Genomic DNA, 18878 nt, shown 5'->3' on the forward strand with positions numbered 1-18878 from the left:
AGAGATGAAACCCACCAATGGACGCAACGTCGTCGTCGTCGGCACCCAGTGGGGTGATGAAGGCAAGGGCAAGCTGGTCGACTGGCTGACCGAGAGCGCGCAGGGCGTGGTGCGCTTCCAGGGTGGCCACAACGCCGGCCACACGCTGGTGATCGACGGCGTCACCACGGCGCTGCACCTGATCCCGAGCGGCATCATGCGCGCCGGCGTGACCTGCTACATCGGCAACGGCGTGGTGCTGTCCTGCGCCAAACTGCTGGAGGAAATCGAGGGGCTGGAGAAGGCCGGCGTCAAGGTGCGCCAGCGCCTGCGCATCAGCGAAGGCTGCCCGCTGATCCTGCCGCTGCACGCGGCCATGGACGTGGCGCGCGAGGCTGCGCGCGAGAGCGGCGGCAGCGAGAAGATCGGCACCACCGGGCGCGGCATCGGCCCGGCCTACGAGGACAAGATCGCCCGCCGCGCGCTGCGCGCGCAGGACCTGAAGCATCCCGAGCGCTTCGCCGCCAAGCTGCGCGACCTGCTGGCACTCTACAACCACGAGCTGACTGGCTTCCTGAACTCGGGCCAGATCGCCTTCAGCGAGGCGCTGCAACCCTACCTGAAGGACGGCGTGCTGCAGTTCGAGCCGATCTACGACGAGGCGATGCGCCAGGCCGAGGCGATCAAGCCGATGCTGGCCGACGTCTCGCGCGAGCTCAACGAGGCGCACCAGCACGGTGCCAACCTGCTGTTCGAGGGTGCGCAGGGCACGCTGCTCGACATCGACCACGGCACCTACCCCTTTGTCACCTCCAGCAACACCGTGGCCGGCAACGCGGCGGCGGGCGCCGGTGTGGGCCCGAGCCTGCTGCACTACGTGCTGGGCATCACCAAGGCCTACTGCACGCGCGTCGGTGGCGGGCCGTTCCCGACCGAGCTCGACTGGCAGACCCCCGGCACGCCCGGCTACCACATGAGCACCGTCGGCGCGGAGAAGGGCACCACCACCGGACGCAGCCGCCGCTGCGGCTGGTTCGACGCCGCGCTGCTCAAGCGCAGCGCGCAGGTCAATGGCCTGTCGGGACTGTGCATCACCAAGCTCGACGTGCTCGACGGCCTGAAGGAACTGCAGTTGTGCACCGGCTACGAGCTGGACGGCGAGCAGATCGACATCCTGCCGCTGGGTGCCGACGACATCGCGCGCTGCAGGCCGATCTACGAAACCATGCCCGGCTGGAGCGAGAGCACCGTCGGCGTCACGCGCTACGAGCAGCTGCCGATCAATGCGCGGCTGTACCTGCAGCGCATCGAGCACGTCACCGGCGTGCCGATCCACGTGATCTCGACCAGCCCGGACCGCGACCACACCATCATGGTGCGGCATCCGTTCCTGCCCTGACGCCGCGCCACAGCCCTCGCTTCGTGCGATGCCAGCCCATCAACCACCTGCCAGACCAGCCATTCACTCAGGAGCGCACCCGATGTTGACCGAAGACGGCAAGCACCTTTACGTCAGCTACGACGAGTACCACAACCTGATCGAGAAGCTGGCGATCAAGGTGCACCTGTCGGGCTGGCGCTTCGACACCATCCTGTGCCTGGCGCGCGGCGGCATGCGGCCGGGCGACATCCTGAGCCGCGTCTTCAACGTGCCGCTGGCCATCATGTCGACCAGTTCCTACCGGGCCGAGGCCGACACCGTGCAGGGGCACCTCGACATCGCGCACTACATCACCACGCCGCAAGGCCAGATCGCCGGCAAGGTGCTGCTGGTCGATGACCTGGCCGACACCGGCATCACCCTGCAGGCGGTGGTCGAGCGCCTGCGCACCAACTACAAGCCGATCACCGAACTGCGTACCGCGGTGATCTGGACCAAGGGCAGTTCCAGCTTCAGCGCCGACTATTCGGTCGAGGACCTGCCCACCAACCCCTGGATCCACCAGCCCTTCGAGGGCTACGACAACCTCACGCCGGACAAGCTGCTGGCGAAGTGGAAGGTGTAAAGCGGCGTCGGTAACCTGGGCAGCCGGGTCCATCGGCGGCCCGCGCGCACCAGACCCTGATGCCAGCGGGTTTGCGCATTCCAGGGACAATGGCTCGTCGGCGCCCGGTCCGACCGCTTCGATCCGGCAATGCGGTCGTACGGTGCCTGTACGGACTCTGCCATGCTGCTGCTCGATGCCCTCAGTCCCGCCCCGCGCTGCGTGCGCATGTTCCTGGCCGAGAAGGGCTTGGTGCGGCCGATGCGGCAGATCGACGTGTTCAGCGGTGAGAACCGCGAGCCGCCCTACCTGGCGCACAACCCGGCGGGGCAGACCCCGGCGCTGCTGCTCGATGACGGCAGCTGCATCGCCGAGTCGGTGGCGATCATGGAGTACCTGGAAGAGCTGCACCCCGAGCCAGTGCTGATCGGCGCCACGCCACGGGAGCGTGCCGCGACGCGCCAGTGGCAGCGCCGGGCCGAGCTGAACATCACCGAGAACATCCACAACGCCTATCACTACGCCGAGGGCCTGGCGCGTTTCGAGGACCGGATACCGGTTGCGCCGGAAGCGGCGGCGGGGCTTAAGCAGGTGGCGCAGGACCGCATCGCCTGGCTCGACGCGATGCTGGGCGACATGCCGTTCCTGGCTGGCGAGCGCTTCACGCTGGCCGATATCTGGCTGTACGTGTGGCTCGACTTCGCCGGTTCGGTCGGCCAGCCGTTCGACCGCGCACTGCCCAGGCTCGGGCCCTGGTTCGACCGCGTGGCTGCCCGGCCCTCGGCCAGTGCCAGCCTGCATCCCGGCTGCAAGCCGGGTGGGGTGCGCGGCTGATTCTGCCCGCTTCCCCGTGCGGTATCAGTCGCCGCCGGCGTTGGTGCCTTCGGCCGGCTTGCGCGCACGCGCCAGCAGCGGCTCCAGCAGGTCCATCGGCAGCGGAAACGCAATCGTGCTGGTGCGGTCGCCGGCCACCTCGACCAGCGTCTGCAGGTAGCGCAGCTGGATCGATTCGGGTTGCTGCATCAGCGTCTGCGCCGCCTGCATCAGCTTCTCGGAGGCCTGCTGCTCGCCCTCGGCGTTGATGATCTTGGCGCGGCGCTGGCGCTCGGCCTCGGCCTGGCGCGCGATGGCGCGGATCATGGTTTCGTCCAGGTCGACCTGCTTGATCTCGACCGTCGACACCTTGATGCCCCAGGCGTCGGTGTGCTGGTCGAGGATGAGCTGGATGCTGCGGTTGAGCTTGTCGCGCTCGCTCAGCATCTCGTCGAGCTCGTGCTGGCCCAGCACCGAGCGCAGCGTGGTCTGCGCCAGCTGGCTGGTGGCTTCGCGCGCATCCTCGACCTGGATCACCGCCTTCTCCGGATCGATGATGCGAAACAGGATCACCGCGTTGACCTTGACCGGCACGTTGTCGCGCGAGATCACGTCCTGCGGCGGCACGTCCATCACGATGGTGCGCAGGTCGATGCGCACCATCTGCTGCATGACCGGGATCAGCACGATGATGCCGGGGCCCTTGACGGCCTGGAAGTGACCGAACAGGAAGATCACGCCGCGCTGGTATTCGCGCAGGATCTTCAGCGAAGACAGCAGGATGGCCAGGACGACCACCACGATGACGGCGGCGGCGGGAAAGATCATGACAGCGTCTCCTCTGATGGGGTTGCGGGGCGCACGCGCAGCACCAACCCCTGCATGCCGGTCACGGCCACGCGCTGGCCGTGCGTGAGCGGCGTATCGGTCACGGCCTGCCATTGCTCGCCGTGCACGTGGACGAAGCCCTCGCGGTCGAAATCGGCGACGACGCGGCCGACCGCGCCGATCATCTGTTCGCGCCCGCTGACCACCGGGTGCCGGCGCGAGCGCAGCGCCATCCAGACGATGCCGGCCAGCACGCCAGAGGCCGCGATCGCCATGCCGACCACGGTCGGCAGCGCCAGGCCATAGCCGGGCATGTCGCTGCGCATCAGCACCACCGAGCCGATGACGAAGGAGATCACGCCGCCGATGCCGAGCACCCCGTAGGTGGGCAGGAACAGCTCGGAGGCGATCAGGATCACGCCCAGCAGGATCAGCCCCAGGCCGGCGAAATGCACTGGCAGCATCTGCAGCGCGTACAGCGCCAGCAGCAGGCAGATCGCGCCGACCACGCCGGGCAGCACCACGCCCGGGTGCGTGCCTTCGATCACCAGTCCGGCCAGGCCGACCAGCAGCAGCAGGTAGGCCACCGACGGGTTGGCGATCACGGCCAGGAACTGGCTGCGCCAGTCGGGCTCGATGCGCTCGACGGCGGCGCCGCTGGTGCGCAGCGTGAGCGCGCCGGCGGCGGTCTGCACGCTGCGGCCGTCCACCGCGGCCAGCAGGCTGGAAACGTCGGGCGCGGTGAGGTCGATCACCTTCAGCTTCAGCGCCTCCTCACTGGACACGCTGACCGCCTCGCGCACCGCCTTCTCGGCCCAGTCGGCGTTGCGGCCGCGCTGCTCGGCGAGCGCGCGGATGTAGGCCACGGCATCGTTGGTGGCCTTGCGCATCGCCGTGTCTTCGGCGGGCGCCTGCGCGGCCTGCTCGCCGCTGGCGCCGGGCATCGGCCGGGTGGCGCGGCCGATCAGCGAGATCGGCGTCGCCGCGCCGATGTTGGTGGCCGGCGCCATGGCGGCGACGTGGCTGGCGTAGAGGATGTAGGTGCCGGCGCTGGCGGCGCGCGCACCCGGCGGCGAGACGTAGCCGACGACCGGCACGCGTGAGGCCAGGATCGCCTTGATGACGTCGCGCATCGAGTCGGCCAGCCCGCCCGGCGTGTCGATCTCCAGCACCACCGCCTCGGCCTGCTGCTGGTTGGCCTGCTCGATGCCGCGCACCACGTAGTCCGCGCTGGCCGGGCTGATGGCGCCGTCGATGCGCAGCACGACGGCGTTCGGCGTCGCCGACCAGGCCAGCGACGCGAACACGCACAGGCTGCACGTGACCAGCAACTGCATGATCCAGCGGAACCATTCGTATCGCCATGCCATCATGCGCCCATCAAAGCACGAATGCGCGAAGCCCGCAATCAGGCTTCGCCGACAGGGTTGTTGTCGTGGCTGCCAGGATCGCGGCGCTGGATGGCGGCGATCGCTGGTCGAGCAAGCCGGCCCGGCGCAGCCACGGGCGCTGGCATACCATTGCCGCATGACCGATTCCCGCACCGCCCTCATCCACCACGACTACCAGCCGCCGGACGGCTTTGCCGCCCCGCAGCCGGGCGTGTTCAAGGCTTCCACCGTCATCTTCCCCAGCGTCGCGGCCATGCGCCAGCGCGACTGGAAACACAAGAACGGCTACACCTACGGCCTGCACGGCACGCCGACCACCTTCCTGCTGGAGGAGCGCATTGCGGCGCTGGAAGGCGGGCTGCAATGCGTGCTGGTGCCCAGCGGCCTGGCGGCGATCGCCAACGTGGCGCTGGCGCTGCTGAAGACGGGCGACGAGGTGCTGATTCCGGACAATGCCTACGGTCCCAACAAGGCCCTGGCCGAGGGCGAGCTGGCGGCCTGGGGCATCACGCACCAGTTCTACGACGCCATGAATCCGGCCGACCTGGGTGCGCGCATCAACGAGCGCACGAAGCTGGTGTGGCTGGAGGCCGCCGGCTCGGTGACGATGGAGTTTCCCGACCTGCGCGAGCAGGTGCGCATCTGCAAGGCGCGCGGCGTGACCAGCGCGCTCGACAACACCTGGGGCGCCGGCCTGGCATTCAATGCCTTCGACCTGGACGGGGCGGGCCTGGGTGTCGATGTGTCGGCGCATGCGCTGACCAAGTACCCCAGCGGCGGCGGCGACGTGCTGATGGGCGCCGTCACCACGCGCGACGAAGCGCTGCACCTCAAGCTCAAGCTGACCCACATGCGGCTGGGCTTCGGCGTCGGCGCCAATGATGCCGAGGCCGTGCTGCGCGCGCTGCCCAGCATCGCCTTGCGCTACCACGCGCAGGACCGGGCGGCGCGCGAGCTGGCGCGCTGGTGCGCCGGGCAGCCGCAGTTCGCGCAGGTGCTGCACCCGGCGCTGCCCGAGGCGCCGGGCCACGCGCACTGGCGACAGCTTTGCGGCGCCGCCGATGCACGCGGCACGGGTGCGGCGGCGGGCATCTTCAGCGTGCTGGTCGATGCGCGCTACGGCATCGCGCAGGTCGATGCCTTCTGCGACGCGCTCAAGCTGTTCAAGCTCGGCTACAGCTGGGGTGGACCGGTCAGCCTGGTGGTGCCCTACGACCTGGCGGCCATGCGGCCCGGCTGGCCGGCGCACCTGCAGCGTGGCACGCTGGTGCGCTTTTCCATGGGGCTGGAAGCGGTCGAAGACCTGCGGGCCGACCTGGCGCAGGCGCTGGCGGTTGCGGTGCCTGCCTAAGTCCCGTCTGATACGTGGTTCTTGATGTCTTGACGTCGATGCCGAACGCTGGGTGGATGCGCGGGTTCTGATGGACTCCCTGTCGCAAATCGTGCTGGGCGGCGCGGTCGCCGCCGCCATCGCGCCGCCCCGGCACCGCCGTGCCGCGCTGCTGGCTGGCGGCGCGCTCGGCACCCTGCCGGATCTGGATGGTTTCGTCATCGCGCTGTTCACCGACGATCCGGTGCAGCTCATGACGCTGCACCGTGGTGCCTCGCACTCGCTGCTGGTGCTGCCCTGGGTCGGGTGGTTCATCTGGCGGCTGTTCCGCCGGCGCGGTGGCCGGGTGGCCGAGGCACCGCACGCCTGGCTGTGGGCCATCATGGCGGTGCTGATCACGCACCCGCTGCTGGACGCCTTCACCGCCTACGGCACGCAGCTGCTGTGGCCGCTGCCGCTGCCTCCCATCTGGTGGTCGACCGTGTTCATCATCGATCCGCTCTACACGCTGTGGCTGCTGCTGGCCTGCGTCGTTGCCTGGATCGGGCGCGAGCGGCTGCTGGCGCGCCGGGCGCTGCTGGCCGGGCTGCTGCTGTCGACCGCCTACCTGGGCTGGTCGGTGCTGGCCAAGTCGGCGGTCGAGCGCGCGGCCGCGGCGGCGCTGGCGCCGCTCGGCCTGCAGCATGCGCCGCGCTTCTCGATTGCCACGCCGTTCAACACCCTGCTGTACCGCGTGGTGGTGATGACGCCGGACGGCTACCTGATCGGCGACCGGTCGCTGGTGGCCGACCGCGGGCCGATGCGCTTTGCTGCCCATTCGTCCGACACGGCGGCCTTGCAGGCAGCCAGTGGCATCGCGGCCGTGCAACGGCTCAACTGGTTCAACGGCGGCAGCATGCGCGCGCAGCAGCGCAGGGACGTGCTGGTCCTGAGCGACCTGCGCATGGGTCTGGAGCCGGCCTACAGCTTCAATTTCGCGGTGGCTCGCCGACAGGGCGCACGCTGGGAGGCCATGCCGCCGGAGCGGGCGCCCGTGGGTAAGGGCGCAGCGCTGTTTTCGCGCGCCGGCGTCGGTGACGTCTGGCGCCGCACCTGGCGGCGCATCTGGAACGAGCCGGCCGGCTAGGGTGTCCGCCGGTTGCCATCCGGACCGGCTGCCGCTATGCTGCGCCGCCACCGCCCTTGCAACCGATCGCCGTTATGCCGAACAGTGCCCCGGAACCTCCCCCTGCACCGATCCCGCCGGCGCCGCAACCGCCGAGCGGCAGCAGCTACCAGCCCTACGTGCCGCCGCCGTCCACGGTGCCGCAGGCGGTGATGCAGCCGCTCGGGCTGATTGATCCGCTGCGCTGGCTGGCCAAGGGCTGGCGCGACTTCAGCGCCGCGCCCGGCATCGGCCTGTTCTACGGCGTCTGCTTCTGGCTGATGGCGGCGCTGCTGGCGCTGGTGTTCCGCAATCGGCCCGAGTACGTGATGTCGATCGCCTCCGGCTGCCTGCTGGTGGGGCCGTTCCTGGCGCTGGGCCTGTACGAGGTCAGCCGCCGGCGCGAACAGGGCATCCAGCCGACCTTGAGCAGTTCGCTGACCTGCTGGGACAAGCACATCCGCAGCATGGGCATGCTGGTGCTGGTGCTGATCGTGCTGGAACTGCTGTGGGGCCGCGCCTCGCTGGTGGTGTTCGCGGTGTTCTTCAACACCGGCATGCCGTCGACCACCGGTGTGCTGCAGGCCATCTTCAATCCCGAGAACCTCGAGTTCGTATTGGTCTACCTGATGGTGGGCGGCATCTTCGCGCTGCTGGTCTATTCGACTGCGGTGGTGTCGATCCCGATGATCCTGGACCGGGACACCGATGCCATCAGCGCCGCCATTACCAGCATCCGCGTGATGTTCGCTAACCCGCTGGTGATGCTGTGGTGGGGCTTGCTGATCACGCTGTTGATCGCGCTGGCGGTGCTCAGCTGGGGTCTCGGTTTTCTCCTCATCGGGCCGCTGCTGGGCCATGCCAGCTGGCACGCCTACCGCGGCGCGGTGCGCTGGCAGGGGCCGGCTGCGCCCGTGCCCAGCGCCGGGCCACCACCGGCGCCGACGCCGGCTCCCGCGCCCGCGTGATGCCCGGCGACTCCGAATCGGGCCTGTGGCAGCGGCTGCTGCGCTGGTGGCAGGACCGCCGGACCGATCAGCGTGCCGGCGAAGGCAGCAACGGCGTGGACTGGCTGGAAGAGAAAGATGAAGCGGGCGCAGCCGGGGAGGCTGGCGCGGACGCGAACGGCAACGGTGGTGATGGTGGTGATGGCGGCGGAGATGGCGGCGGCGACTGAAGCGGCACCGCGCGCAACCGCGGTTGCCGCTCATCTCACGTAGTGCACCCCGCTGAACCGGCTGCGAAAGGCAGCCACCTCGTCGGCGACTGAAGGCGGCGCATCGGCCTGCAGCGCCCGCTCGATCAGCCGTGCCAGCGCGGGCATGTCCGACGGCCCCATGCCGAGCCGCACGATCTCCGGCACGCCCAGGCGCAGGCCGTTGACGTCGCCTGCTACCGGATCGATCGGCAGGCCGATGCCGCAGGCCAGCAAACCCGAACGGGCCATGTGGCGGGCCGCACGCTGCCCGCCGCTCCAGCGTGCGGCCCGCAGCGCCAGCTGGTGCGAATCGGTGGCGCCGCGCCCGATCGCGTGCACCGGCAGGCCGAGCGCGTGCAGCGCCTGGGCCAGCGCGCGCGCCGTGTCCTGCATCGCGCGTGCGTAGTCCTGCCCATGCACGCGCCAGTCGATCAGGCTGCGCGCCAGCGCCGCCACGCGGCCGGCGTCGAAGTTGGCGGTGAGGCCGGGGTAGGCGATGGCATCCAGCCGTTCAGCCAGCTGCGCCTCGTTGGTGACGATCAGGCCGCCCGCCGGTCCGCCCAGGCTCTTGTAGGTGCTCATGGTCATCACGTGCGCGCCTTCATCGAGCGGATTCTTCCAGGCGCGGCCGGCGAACATGCCCGACAGGTGCGCGGCGTCGAACATCAACCAGGCGCCGACCTCGTCGGCGATGGCGCGCAGGTCGGCCACCGGGTGCTCGAACAGGTTCAGGCTGCCGCCGGCGGTGATCAGCCGCGGCCTGGCCTCGTGCGCCAGCCTGCGCAGCGCGTCGACGTCGATGCTGTAGCGCTCGGCATCGATCGGCGCCGCGATGGTGTCGAGGCCGAACCAGCCGGCGGCGCCGGCGCGGTGGTGGGTGACGTGGCCGCCGATGTCGGGCGGCGGCGCGATGATGCGGTCGCCGGCGCGGCAGCAGGCCATGAACACGTACAGGTTGGCCAGCGCGCCGGAGGCCACGCGCACCTCGGCGTAGCGGGCGCCGAACACCTCGGCCGCCAGCTCGGCCGCCATCACCTCGATCTGCTCGATCGCCTCCAGCCCGACCTCGTACTTGTCGCCCGGGTAGCCAAGCGAGGCACGTGTGCCCAGGCCGCACGACAGCAGCGCCTCGGCCCGCGGGTTCATCACGTTGCTGGCCGGATTCAGGTTGATGCCGCGTTCGTCGTGGATGCGGTGGTTGTCGGCGATCAGCGCATCGAGCTGCGTGATCAGCTCGGTGGCCGATTGCGCCTCGGTGCACTGTGCCAGCGCCTGCACCGTGGACTCGGACGGCGCTGGAACCCAGGGGCGGACGGCGAGTTGCGGCATGGTGTGGCTCAGAAGATGTGAATGGATCGGGCGTGGTCGAGCGGATCGTCAAAATGGTGCCCATCGAGGCGCAAAGCGCAGACGTAGCTCGTGCTACGGCGAGCATTTGCAACGACGAGTGGCGCAGTTTTGGCGGTACGAGCGGCCATGACGGGTTCGTTCATACCTTCTCAGGCCGCGGCGGCGGCCTCGGATTCGGACTGGAGAATGGCGACGGCGGCCCGCGCCAGCGCCGGCTGCGAGCGGTCGGCCAACGGCACCGGCAGCGCCTGGTCGAAGCGGCTGAAGTTGCGCCGGGTCGAGGCCGCATAGCCGGGATCGTAGTGGCGCGCCAGCAGTTCGCGCACCACGGTTTCGGTCTGGCCGGCCGCCACCTTGGCCTTCCAATCGTCGATGACGGCGTGGCCGCGCAGTGCCACCAAGGTGTCGAGCCGCTGGCAGAAGAACTCGGGGTCGCTGACGAAGAAGGGGTAGTCCTCCAGCAGCAGCGCCACGCGCTCGTCATCGGACAGTTCGATGCGCAGGCAGGGGCTGGCGCGCATGGCCTCGACCAGCGCATCGGGCAGGGTGCGGTTGCCGACCTTCTTGCTCTCGGCCTCGACGTACACCGGCCGGGCCGCGTCGAAGTCGCGCAGTGCCTGCCACACCAGCGTCTCGAAGCGCTTTTGCGACGGCTGCGGCTGGCCGGGGATCAGGCCCAGCACCGAGGCGCGGTGGCTGGCCAGCGCCTCCAGGTCCAGCACCTGCGCTCCGGCGGCGGCGAGCGCGTGCAGCAGCCGCGTCTTGCCCGAGCCGGTAGGCCCGCACACCACGCGGTAATGCAGCCGCGCCACCTGCCGCGGCAGGTCGGCGCGCAGGGCGGCCCGGAACGCCTTGTAGCCGCCCTCGACCAGCGTCACGCGAAAGCCGATCTGCCCCAGCACCAGCGCCAGCGCGCCGCTGCGCTGGCCGCCGCGCCAGCAGTACAGCAGTGGCTGCCAGCTCCTGGGCTGGTCCATCACCGCGCGCTCGATGTGGGCGGCGATGTTGCGTGCCACCAGCGCGGCGCCGAGCTTGCGCGCCTCGAACGGGCTCGCCTGCTGGTACAGCGTGCCGACGCGCGCACGCTCGTCGTCGTCCAGGCTGGGCCAGTTGACGGCGCCGGGCAGATGGTCGAGCGCGTATTCGCTTTCGCTGCGGGCGTCGATGACGGCATCGAACCCGTGCAGCCGCTGCAGCGCGTCGGCGGCGGTGATGCCCTGGACGCTCACCGCAGCAGCTTCCGCAGCTCGGGCCACACATTGCCCAGGATGATCGGATGCGCCTCGGCGGTGGGGTGGATGCGGTCGGGCTGGAACAGCTTGAGCGCATCGGGCCGGTCGGCCACGCCCTGGAGGAAGAACGGCACCAGCGCGGCGCCTTCGGCCTTGGCCACCTTGGCATACAGCGCGTGGAAGCGCTTGCCGTAGTCGGCGCCGTAGTTCGGCGGCATGTGCATGCCGGTCAGCAGCACCCTGGCGCCCGCCTTCTGCGCCGCCTGCGTCATGGCGGTCAGGTTGGCCTCGGTCATGTCGAGCGAGAGGCCGCGCAGCGCGTCGTTGCTGCCGAGCTCGATCACCACCACCGCCGGCTGGTGGTTCTTCAGCAGCGCTGCCAGGCGCGAGCGGCCGCCCGAGCTGGTGTCGCCCGAGATGCTGGCGTTGACGACCCGGGCGGCGATCTGCTCGGCCGCCAGCTTCTGCTCCAGCAGCGCGACCCAGCCGCTGCCGCGCGCGATGCCGTATTCGGCGCTGAGCGAATCGCCGACGACCAGGATCGTCTTCGGCTCAGCGGCCCACGCGATCGATGCCGATGACCCGGCGATGCCGGCGGCGACAGCGGAGCGGATAAAGTTGCGGCGCTTCAAACGAAAACCTCTTCATGACGGAACCCACGCCCGGCCACGCGCCCGACGCCCCTCGCTCCCCCATCGTCGCGGTGGAGCATGTATTCAAGTCGATCACCGACTCCACCGGCACACTGGATATTCTGCGCGATATCCACTTCAGCCTGGCGCCGCGCGAAACCGTGGCCATCGTCGGCGCGTCGGGTTCCGGCAAGAGCACGCTGCTGTCGATCATTGCCGGCCTCGATACCCCGACGCGCGGCACCGTGCGTCTCGATGGGGCCGACCTGTTCGCGGTTTCGGAGGACGAGCGCGCCGCCATCCGTGCGTGCAAGCTCGGCTTCGTGTTCCAGAGCTTCCAGCTGATGGGCAACCTGAGCGCGCTGGAGAACGTGATGCTGCCGCTGGAACTGGCCGGCCGCCGTGACGCGCGCGCCGCCGCCACGGCGATGCTGGCGCGCGTCGGGCTGTCGGAGCGGCTGAACCATTACCCCAAGGTGCTGTCGGGCGGCGAGCAGCAGCGCGTGGCGCTGGCGCGCGCTTTCGTCGTGCAGCCGGCCGTGTTGCTGGCTGACGAGCCGACCGGCAGCCTGGATTTCGCCACCGGCGAGAAGATCATGGAGCTGATGTTCGAGCTCAACCGCGAGCAGGGCACGACGCTGGTGCTGGTCACGCACGACCGCGCCATCGCCGCGCGGTGCGCGCGGCAGCTGACGGTGGAAGCCGGACGCATCGCCGACGACAGCAGCCGGGAAACCGACTGAGGCGGCATGTCGCGAGGCGGGTGCTGGCCGCGCCAACTCGCCGCTCCGATCAGATGGGCGCTGACAGACGGTGTGGCGCTGCTTGTCGATTCACTCGACGCGCCGCACCACGCTGACGCCGCGCTCCTGCCACAGCGACTCCAGCTTCATCGGCTCGTCCAAACGCTGCAGCCGGTCGGTTCGGGTGAAGGCCAGTTCACCCGGCGCGGGCACGCCCTGCGGCACGGCTTGCCGCAGGTAGAAGCCGGTGCTGGGCCAGTGCGTCTGCCATTGCACGGCCTGCACCGGCGCACCGGGCTGCGTCGCCATCCAGCCGCGGGCGAACTCGGCGCCGCGCTTGATCGGGCCCTGCAGCGCCTCGCCCCACCAGGGCGCGCCGAAGCCTGCCGTGGCCAGCGTCAGTGCCCAGGCGGCGAGCGCGAAGCGCGGCAGGAAACTCCATCGACGTGTCGCCAGCAGCCCCAGCAGGGCAACCGCCGCCACGGCGTAGGCGAGCAATGGCCCCCAGGGCGGTGGTGCGCCCTGCAGCAGGGCGGCGTACAGCGGGTTGCGGACGTCGATCCAGCCGGAACCGAGCAGCCACGGCAGCAGCGCCAGCGTCAGCAGCAGGGTGACCAGCCCGGTCCACAGCACGGCGCGCAGGGTGCGACCGGCCTGGTCCCATACCTGCACCGTCAGCAGGGCCAGCGCCGGCCCCGCATACAGGCTGTAGTGCGGCAGCTTGGTGCCAGACAGGCTGAAGAACGCCAGCACGAAACCGGCCCAGACCAGCAGGTAGCGCGTGTAGGGCTCGCGCCACAGGCTGCGCAGGCGCACTAGCACCCCCAGCCACAGCGGTGACCAGGGCAGCCACATCAGCGGAGTCACCAGCAGGTAGTAGCCCAGGCTGCCACCGTGGCCCTCCATCGGGCCGGAAAAGCGGCCGACGTTGTGCTTGAGGATGAAACCTTCGATGAAGGCCATGCCGTGGCGCTGCCAGGCGTAGGCGTACCACGGCAGCGCCACCGTCAGCATGATCAGCCAGGCCCAGGGGTCCGACAGCGCGCGGCCCAGCGCGCGCCAGTCGCGCCGCGAGGTGGTCCAAAGGCCGAGCGCGGCGGCCGGGATCAGCAGCGCCACCGGGCCCTTGGTCAGCAGCCCGAGCCCGATCCACAGGGCCGAGCGGCGCAGCGGTGCGCGCGCGCCGTGCTCCAGGTGGCGCCACAGGTCGAGCGCACTCAGCATCAGCAGCAGGTTGAGCAGTGCGTCGGCGGTGGCCGCGCGCGCCAGCGCCCAGGGGCCGAGCGCGGTGACCATGATGGCGCCTGCCAGCAGCGCCTTGTCGCGTCCCATGCGCGGCACCACGAAGGCCACCAGCGCCAGTGCCGAGAGCCAGGCGCACAGCGCCGAGGGCAGCCGCACCGCCCACTCGCTCGGGCCGAACAGTGCCATGCTGGCAGCCTGCAACCAGTAGACCAGGATCGGCTTGTCGAAGCGCGGTGCGCCGTTGAGCGTGGTGTGGCCGAAGTCGCCGCTGGCCAGCATTTCGCGCGTGGCCTCGCTGAACGCGCCCTCGTCGACGTCGTACAGCGGTGCGTCAAGCCCCAGCAGCAGGGGCAGCGCCAGCGCCAGGGCGTACCCGGCCCAGCGCCAGCCGCTGCTCGATGCCGGGGCTGAACGGTCAGGTGGTCCGGGGACCGCGGCGGTGCTCATTCGGTGCCCGCGTCTGGCGGGGGTAGGCGACTCATCGACCGGGCGCCAGTTCCTGTCGCGTCGCCGGCTGCGCAAGCGGCGCCCGTGCGGCGCGCCAGCGCAGGGCGCCGCTGATCGCGGCCACAGTGACGACCAGCCACTTGGCCCAGCCGCCCTCGGGATAGCCGGTGTTGGTGAAGGTCCAGATGAGCGCGCAGCCGAGCTCGAACAGCGCCACGCCGCGCTGCTGCACCGGCCGGGCAAACCAGGCGGCCCAGGAAGCCCGGCGCTCCAGGGCGGCTGCCAGCGTCGCCGCCAGCATGCCCAGGCCGCTGCCGACCAGCACGTCGGCGGGCCAGTGCGCGCCGACCGCCACGCGCGACAGGCCGATGGCGAGGCCGAAGCCCAGTGTCAGCGGCAGCAGCGGCAGGGTGAGCACGGCGTGCTGCTCCGAGCGCCGCACATGCGACCAGATGAACCACAGCAGGCAGGCACCCGCCACGGCGGCCAGGGTGTGACCGGAGGGCATCGAGCCGGCGTGGATCACCGGCTTGCCGATCACCATCACCTGCTCGTGCGGCAGTGCGGCCATCGGGCGGGCCGAATGCCAGAACTCGCGCGGGATGCGGGTGAACAGCGTGCTCAGCAGGATGCAGGGCGCCAGCAGGGCGGGGCCGATGCCGGATCGCCGGTCCGCCGCCAGCACCAGCATGCTGATCGGCCAGCCGAAACCCAATACCGTCAGCCCGGCCCAGAACGATGCCGAACTGGCGGCCAGACCATGGTTGAGCGTCTTGAACAGCGCCTGGTTGGCCGGCTGGGTCGACAGCAGCAACCCAGCGCCGGCGGCGAGCAGGGCGAGCATGGCCCAGCGCCACAGTTCGGGCGGCGCGTCGGCGCGGGAGGTGAGGGGCATGTAAGGGTTTGGCAAGCACCGTGCGTCGATATGCGCGTGCGGCGTTCACCCCGGCACTGTGCATGGCCATCATGAAAGTATTCTTAAGATTCTGTGACGTCAGGCCGTTGGCGCGGATTTACAACTGGAATGCCAGCGTCGCCACGATGCCCTCGCCGATGTCGCGCAGCCAGCTCGGCGGCCTGGCTGAGGCCGGCTCGCCCGCGGCGGCGGTGCTGACGATCCAGCCGGCCAGCCAGTCGATCTCGGTGCGGCCGTAGAAGGCGGCCATGGCTTCGTAATTGATGAACAGGCTGCGGCTGTCGAGGTTGGCCGAGCCGCACAGTGCCAGCACGTCGTCGACCACCACCGCCTTGGCGTGCAGCATGGTCGGCAGCAGGCGCACGTCGGCACCGGCCTCGACCAGCGTGCGCAGCGCGCGGCCGCGCGCCCAGTCGGCCAGCCGGTGGTTGGAGTGCGCCGGCAGCAGCAGGGTGATCTGCAGGCCGCGCTTGGCGGCTAGCACCAGCGATTCCAGCAGGCCCTCGTCAGGCACGAAATAGGGCGTCGCCAGCAGCAGGCGTTGCTCGGCGTGGAAGGCCGCCGACAGCAGCAGCGCGTGCAATGTGTCCTCGTGGAAATCCGGCCCGCTCGGCACCCACTGCGCCAGCGCCAGTTCGGTCGGCAGCTCGGCCTCGGGCGGGCCGTCGGTCGGTGGCGGCGGCAGCGGCGTGTCCTCGTCTTCCGCGTCCTGGCGCGCGAAGCGCTCGGCATAGCCCAGGCGCAGCGCCTTGCGGGCGCCGCGCGCCAGGCGCCAGTCGCCATCGAACAGCGCCTGCGCCTGCGCCGCCAGCGCGCCTTCGGCGACGAAGCTCAGGTCCAGCCAGGCCGCTTCGCCGGTGCGGCCGATGAAGTACTCGTTGGCGATGTTGCGGCCGCCGCTCCAGACGTGTGCGCCGTCGACGATCATCAGCTTGCGGTGGTTGCGCAGGTTGACGCGCCCGCGCCCCGGCAGGCCGAGCGCCGGCACGAACAGGCGCGTGCGCACGCCGGCCGATCTGAGCAGCGCGTCGTGGCTGCGCGCGCTCTTCAGGCTGCCGATGCTGTCGATCAGCAGCCGCACCCGCACGCCGGCACGCGCGCGTGCGGCCAGGGCGGTGGCGACGGTGGCGCCGACCTCGTCGTCGGCCAGCACGTAGGTGCACATGTCGAGCGTGCGGCGCGCCGAGCCGATCAGTGTCTGCAGTTCGGCCAGCGCGGCCTCGCCCTCGGCCTGGAAGCGCACCGCCGCCTGCGGCCGGGCGCCGGCCACGCCCAGCGCCGCCAGCAGGCGCGTGGCCCACAGGGGCGCCAGTGCCGCCCACGGTCCGGCCGGCGCGGGCTGGCGCTGGGTGCGCGGACGCACCGACTTGCGGGTGCCGAACACCAGGAACAGCGGCAGGCCCAGGTAGGGAAAGGCGGCGATGCCGATCACCCACGAGAGCGCCGCGTAGGGGTGGCGGCGCTGGCGCCGCATGCGCGTGACCACCACGTAGGTGAGCAGCCCGGCGGCGACGAAGGCCAGGTGCTCGAGCGGCGTCAGGGCAGGCAGGCGGATCATCGGGCGGCGGATACGGAATGCGCGGCGGTGACGTGCTGGCGGCTCATGCCTGCGGCGGCTTGCGGTCTGCGCGGCGCAGGGCACGGGCGCCTGTGTCCGCGCGCGATGGCTCGATCTGCCCGGTACCGTCTGCCGGACTGGCGTCCGTGGCGCCGAAGTGCGCACGCAACGCGGCCAGCAAGGCCTCGGTGTAGGCGGGCAGGTGCTCGCCGGCGCGCACCAGCGCGTGGCGTTCGCGCCAGCGCCAGGCGTCGGTCAGCTCGATCAGCGCCAGTCCCATGCTGTCGAGGTTGCGCCGGGCGGCGCTTTCGGGCACCACGCCGATGCCCACGCCGCCGCCGATCATGCGGCACATGGCGTCGAAGCTGGACAGCTGGATGCGCAGCTTGAGCGGATGCCCAAGCCCCTCGGTGATCCGCGTCAGGTAGGCCTGCAGCGTGCTGCCCGCATGCATGCCGATGTAGTCGTGCGACAAGGTATCGGCGAAGGCGATCGACTTGCGCCGCGCCAGCGGGTGCCGGCGCGCGGCCACCAGCACCAGGCGGTCGGTCGAGAAATGGATGGCGCGCAGCCCCGCGGTGTCGACCTCGCCGGCGATGATGCCGACATCGGCCTGGCCCTCGCGCACGCCGCGCGCGATGTCGGCGTTGGGCTTTTCCTGCAGTTCGATGTTGATGCGCGGGTTGGCGGCCAGGAAGGCCGGCAGCAGTTCGGGCAGGAAGTCCATCACCGCCGTGGTGTTGGCGAACATGCGCAGGTGGCCGCGCAGGCCGCCGCCGTATTCCCGCAGTTCGGTGCGCAACTGCTCGGTCTGGCGCAGCATGCCGCGCGCATGGTGCAGGAAGGCCTCGCCGGCCGGCGTCAGGCTGACGCCGCGCGCCTCGCGCTGGAACAGGGCCAGGCCGGCCTGCTGCTCCAGCGCCTTCACGCGCGCGCTGGCCGCCGCCAGCGACAGGTGCTGGCGGGCGGCAGCGCGGGTCAGCGCGCCTTCCTCGGCGGCGCGCACGAACAGGCGCAGATCGGTGAGGTCGAAATGCATGGCGGACATGGGCAAGCCTCGCGTGGAGCAGGAGCGCCTGGGTATCGTGGTGGATGCCGAACCAGCCACAAGCCTTCGGATTATCCGAAACCTTGTTATCGAAATAGCCGATTGTGCATTTGTCGAATGCGGGTGAACATCGGGACATGGAGACAAGCACACAACAAACACTCGATACCGATGCCATCGCTCACCTGCAGCAATGGATCGGACGCTGCGAAGCACTGCACGACGACATTGCCGCCGCCCCGCTGCGCGGCCTGTCGGCCACGCTGGATCGCGACGATCCCGCACCGCAGCGAGGCACCGTCGTGCCGCCGCTGGGCCACTGGCTGTATTTCCTGCCGCAGGCGCCGCAAAGCCAGATCGGGCCCGACGGGCACCCGAAGCGCGGCGGCTTCCTGCCGCCGGTGCCGCTGCCGCGCCGCATGTGGGCCGGCGGCCGCCTGAACTGCGAGCCGGGCAACCCGCTCAAGGTGGGCGATGCGGCGCACAAGATCTCGAGCATCGAATCGGTCAAGCACAAGAGCGGCCGCTCGGGCGAGATGATCTTCGTGCTGGTGCGCCATGAGGTGCACAACGCCCAGGGCCGGTGCCTGACCGAGGAGCAGGATATCGTCTATCGCGCGGCCGCCCAGCCGGGTGAGAAGGCGCCCGAGCCGACGCCCGCCGCTACCAGCGCGCCCTGGCGCCGCCAGATCACGCCGGATGACGTGCTGCTGTTCCGCTATTCGGCGCTCACCTTCAATGGCCACCGCATCCACTACGACCGCCAGTACGTGACCCAGGTCGAGGGCTATCCGGGCCTCATCGTGCACGGCCCGCTGATTGCCACGCTGCTCACCGACCTGGTGCGGCGCCGCGTGCCGGACGGCTTCATCAAGCGCTTCGAGTTTCGCGCCGTGCGGCCCACCTTCGACCTGCATCCGTTCTTCGTCAATGGCGTGCCATCAGCGGACGGCAAGAGCGTCAAGCTGTGGGCGCACGACCATGAAGGCTGGCTGACCATGCAGGGTTCGGCCGAACTGGCCTGAAATCCGGCGTCTGC

18 protein-coding genes are annotated in these 18878 nt (G+C 70.4%); 9 read left to right on the forward strand and 9 right to left on the reverse strand.

What is annotated here, in order from left to right; genetic code table 11:
- Window positions 1-4 precede the first annotated feature (4 nt).
- The 3 genes from PK606_RS03445 to PK606_RS03455 all read left to right on the forward strand — a co-directional run bounded on the left by PK606_RS03445 (window position 5) and on the right by PK606_RS03455 (window position 2798).
- A complete protein-coding gene (locus tag PK606_RS03445) occupies window positions 5-1378 on the forward strand; it encodes an adenylosuccinate synthase (protein ID WP_324560735.1) in 1374 nt (457 codons plus the stop codon).
- An 82-nt stretch (window positions 1379-1460) separates the two neighbouring features.
- Window positions 1461-1985 (forward strand): phosphoribosyltransferase, encoded by a 525-nt coding sequence (locus PK606_RS03450; protein ID WP_324560738.1) that lies wholly within the window; start codon window positions 1461-1463, stop codon window positions 1983-1985.
- A 162-nt stretch (window positions 1986-2147) separates the two neighbouring features.
- On the forward strand, window positions 2148-2798 hold the full coding sequence (locus PK606_RS03455; RefSeq protein ID WP_324560741.1) for a glutathione S-transferase family protein: 651 nt from the start codon (window positions 2148-2150) through the stop codon (window positions 2796-2798).
- Between the two features lie 24 nt (window positions 2799-2822).
- Here PK606_RS03455 and PK606_RS03460 read toward each other — a convergent pair whose 3' ends face one another.
- Together PK606_RS03460 and PK606_RS03465 are read right to left on the reverse strand one after the other, a co-directional pair.
- Window positions 2823-3605, reverse strand: coding sequence for a slipin family protein (locus PK606_RS03460; protein WP_324560744.1), 783 nt, complete (start codon window positions 3603-3605; stop codon window positions 2823-2825).
- Window positions 3602-4978 (reverse strand): NfeD family protein, encoded by a 1377-nt coding sequence (locus PK606_RS03465; RefSeq protein WP_324560747.1) that lies wholly within the window; start codon window positions 4976-4978, stop codon window positions 3602-3604. Before PK606_RS03465 ends, PK606_RS03460 begins: the two co-directional genes overlap by 4 nt.
- 154 nt (window positions 4979-5132) lie before the next feature.
- Between PK606_RS03465 and PK606_RS03470 the strand changes: the two genes are divergently transcribed.
- The 4 genes from PK606_RS03470 to PK606_RS03485 all read left to right on the forward strand — a co-directional run bounded on the left by PK606_RS03470 (window position 5133) and on the right by PK606_RS03485 (window position 8647).
- A complete protein-coding gene (locus PK606_RS03470) occupies window positions 5133-6347 on the forward strand; it encodes a PLP-dependent transferase (protein WP_324560750.1) in 1215 nt (404 codons plus the stop codon).
- 70 nt (window positions 6348-6417) lie between these two features.
- A complete protein-coding gene (locus tag PK606_RS03475) occupies window positions 6418-7452 on the forward strand; it encodes a metal-dependent hydrolase (RefSeq protein ID WP_324560753.1) in 1035 nt (344 codons plus the stop codon).
- A 191-nt stretch (window positions 7453-7643) separates the two neighbouring features.
- Window positions 7644-8438, forward strand: coding sequence for a DUF2189 domain-containing protein (locus PK606_RS03480; RefSeq protein ID WP_324560864.1), 795 nt, complete (start codon window positions 7644-7646; stop codon window positions 8436-8438).
- On the forward strand, window positions 8438-8647 hold the full coding sequence (locus PK606_RS03485) for a hypothetical protein (protein ID WP_324560756.1): 210 nt from the start codon (window positions 8438-8440) through the stop codon (window positions 8645-8647). The genes PK606_RS03480 and PK606_RS03485 overlap by 1 nt, the downstream gene beginning before the upstream one ends.
- Before the next feature lie 30 nt (window positions 8648-8677).
- Here PK606_RS03485 and glyA read toward each other — a convergent pair whose 3' ends face one another.
- The 3 genes from glyA to PK606_RS03500 form a co-directional block, all read right to left on the reverse strand.
- Complete coding sequence (gene glyA / locus PK606_RS03490) at window positions 8678-9997, reverse strand: serine hydroxymethyltransferase (protein WP_324560760.1); 1320 nt, start codon at window positions 9995-9997, stop codon at window positions 8678-8680.
- A 170-nt stretch (window positions 9998-10167) separates the two neighbouring features.
- Window positions 10168-11247, reverse strand: a complete 1080-nt coding sequence (mnmH, locus tag PK606_RS03495; RefSeq protein ID WP_324560762.1) for a tRNA 2-selenouridine(34) synthase MnmH — start codon at window positions 11245-11247, stop codon at window positions 10168-10170.
- Window positions 11244-11840 (reverse strand): arylesterase, encoded by a 597-nt coding sequence (locus PK606_RS03500; protein WP_324560866.1) that lies wholly within the window; start codon window positions 11838-11840, stop codon window positions 11244-11246. The genes mnmH and PK606_RS03500 overlap by 4 nt, the downstream gene beginning before the upstream one ends.
- 56 nt (window positions 11841-11896) lie before the next feature.
- Here PK606_RS03500 and PK606_RS03505 point away from each other — a divergent pair, with 56 nt between their 5' ends.
- Window positions 11897-12625 (forward strand): ABC transporter ATP-binding protein, encoded by a 729-nt coding sequence (locus PK606_RS03505; protein WP_324560764.1) that lies wholly within the window; start codon window positions 11897-11899, stop codon window positions 12623-12625.
- A gap of 90 nt (window positions 12626-12715) precedes the next feature.
- Here PK606_RS03505 and PK606_RS03510 read toward each other — a convergent pair whose 3' ends face one another.
- From PK606_RS03510 to PK606_RS03525, 4 genes are all read right to left on the reverse strand, one after another.
- A complete protein-coding gene (locus tag PK606_RS03510) occupies window positions 12716-14317 on the reverse strand; it encodes an ArnT family glycosyltransferase (protein WP_324560766.1) in 1602 nt (533 codons plus the stop codon).
- 31 nt (window positions 14318-14348) lie between these two features.
- Entirely contained in the window at window positions 14349-15212 is an 864-nt protein-coding gene (locus PK606_RS03515; RefSeq protein WP_324560768.1) for a phosphatase PAP2 family protein, read from the reverse strand.
- A 118-nt stretch (window positions 15213-15330) separates the two neighbouring features.
- Window positions 15331-16791, reverse strand: a complete 1461-nt coding sequence (locus PK606_RS03520; RefSeq protein ID WP_324560770.1) for a phospholipase D-like domain-containing protein — start codon at window positions 16789-16791, stop codon at window positions 15331-15333.
- A 43-nt stretch (window positions 16792-16834) separates the two neighbouring features.
- The gene (locus PK606_RS03525) at window positions 16835-17830 is read right to left on the reverse strand and encodes a LysR substrate-binding domain-containing protein (RefSeq protein WP_324560867.1); all 996 of its coding nucleotides are present in this window, start codon (window positions 17828-17830) and stop codon (window positions 16835-16837) included.
- A gap of 146 nt (window positions 17831-17976) precedes the next feature.
- Between PK606_RS03525 and PK606_RS03530 the strand changes: the two genes are divergently transcribed.
- The gene (locus PK606_RS03530; protein ID WP_324560772.1) at window positions 17977-18864 is read left to right on the forward strand and encodes an HTD2 family dehydratase; all 888 of its coding nucleotides are present in this window, start codon (window positions 17977-17979) and stop codon (window positions 18862-18864) included.
- Window positions 18865-18878 lie beyond the last annotated feature (14 nt).

The organism is Ottowia sp. (assembly GCF_035444425.1).
In the GTDB taxonomy this organism is placed as follows: domain Bacteria; phylum Pseudomonadota; class Gammaproteobacteria; order Burkholderiales; family Burkholderiaceae_C; genus Ottowia.

Coding starts and splice junctions, on each gene's coding strand:
- PK606_RS03445 (WP_324560735.1), top strand. CDS start 5: ATGAAACCCACCAATGGACGCAACGTCGTCGTCGTCGGCACCCAGTGG.
- PK606_RS03450 (WP_324560738.1), top strand. CDS start 1,461: ATGTTGACCGAAGACGGCAAGCACCTTTACGTCAGCTACGACGAGTAC.
- PK606_RS03455 (WP_324560741.1), top strand. CDS start 2,148: ATGCTGCTGCTCGATGCCCTCAGTCCCGCCCCGCGCTGCGTGCGCATG.
- PK606_RS03460 (WP_324560744.1), bottom strand. CDS start 3,605: ATGATCTTTCCCGCCGCCGCCGTCATCGTGGTGGTCGTCCTGGCCATC.
- PK606_RS03465 (WP_324560747.1), bottom strand. CDS start 4,978: ATGATGGCATGGCGATACGAATGGTTCCGCTGGATCATGCAGTTGCTG.
- PK606_RS03470 (WP_324560750.1), top strand. CDS start 5,133: ATGACCGATTCCCGCACCGCCCTCATCCACCACGACTACCAGCCGCCG.
- PK606_RS03475 (WP_324560753.1), top strand. CDS start 6,418: ATGGACTCCCTGTCGCAAATCGTGCTGGGCGGCGCGGTCGCCGCCGCC.
- PK606_RS03480 (WP_324560864.1), top strand. CDS start 7,644: ATGCAGCCGCTCGGGCTGATTGATCCGCTGCGCTGGCTGGCCAAGGGC.
- PK606_RS03485 (WP_324560756.1), top strand. CDS start 8,438: ATGCCCGGCGACTCCGAATCGGGCCTGTGGCAGCGGCTGCTGCGCTGG.
- glyA (WP_324560760.1), bottom strand. CDS start 9,997: ATGCCGCAACTCGCCGTCCGCCCCTGGGTTCCAGCGCCGTCCGAGTCC.
- PK606_RS03505 (WP_324560764.1), top strand. CDS start 11,897: ATGACGGAACCCACGCCCGGCCACGCGCCCGACGCCCCTCGCTCCCCC.
- PK606_RS03510 (WP_324560766.1), bottom strand. CDS start 14,317: ATGAGCACCGCCGCGGTCCCCGGACCACCTGACCGTTCAGCCCCGGCA.
- PK606_RS03515 (WP_324560768.1), bottom strand. CDS start 15,212: ATGCCCCTCACCTCCCGCGCCGACGCGCCGCCCGAACTGTGGCGCTGG.
- PK606_RS03520 (WP_324560770.1), bottom strand. CDS start 16,791: ATGATCCGCCTGCCTGCCCTGACGCCGCTCGAGCACCTGGCCTTCGTC.
- PK606_RS03525 (WP_324560867.1), bottom strand. CDS start 17,830: ATGCATTTCGACCTCACCGATCTGCGCCTGTTCGTGCGCGCCGCCGAG.
- PK606_RS03530 (WP_324560772.1), top strand. CDS start 17,977: ATGGAGACAAGCACACAACAAACACTCGATACCGATGCCATCGCTCAC.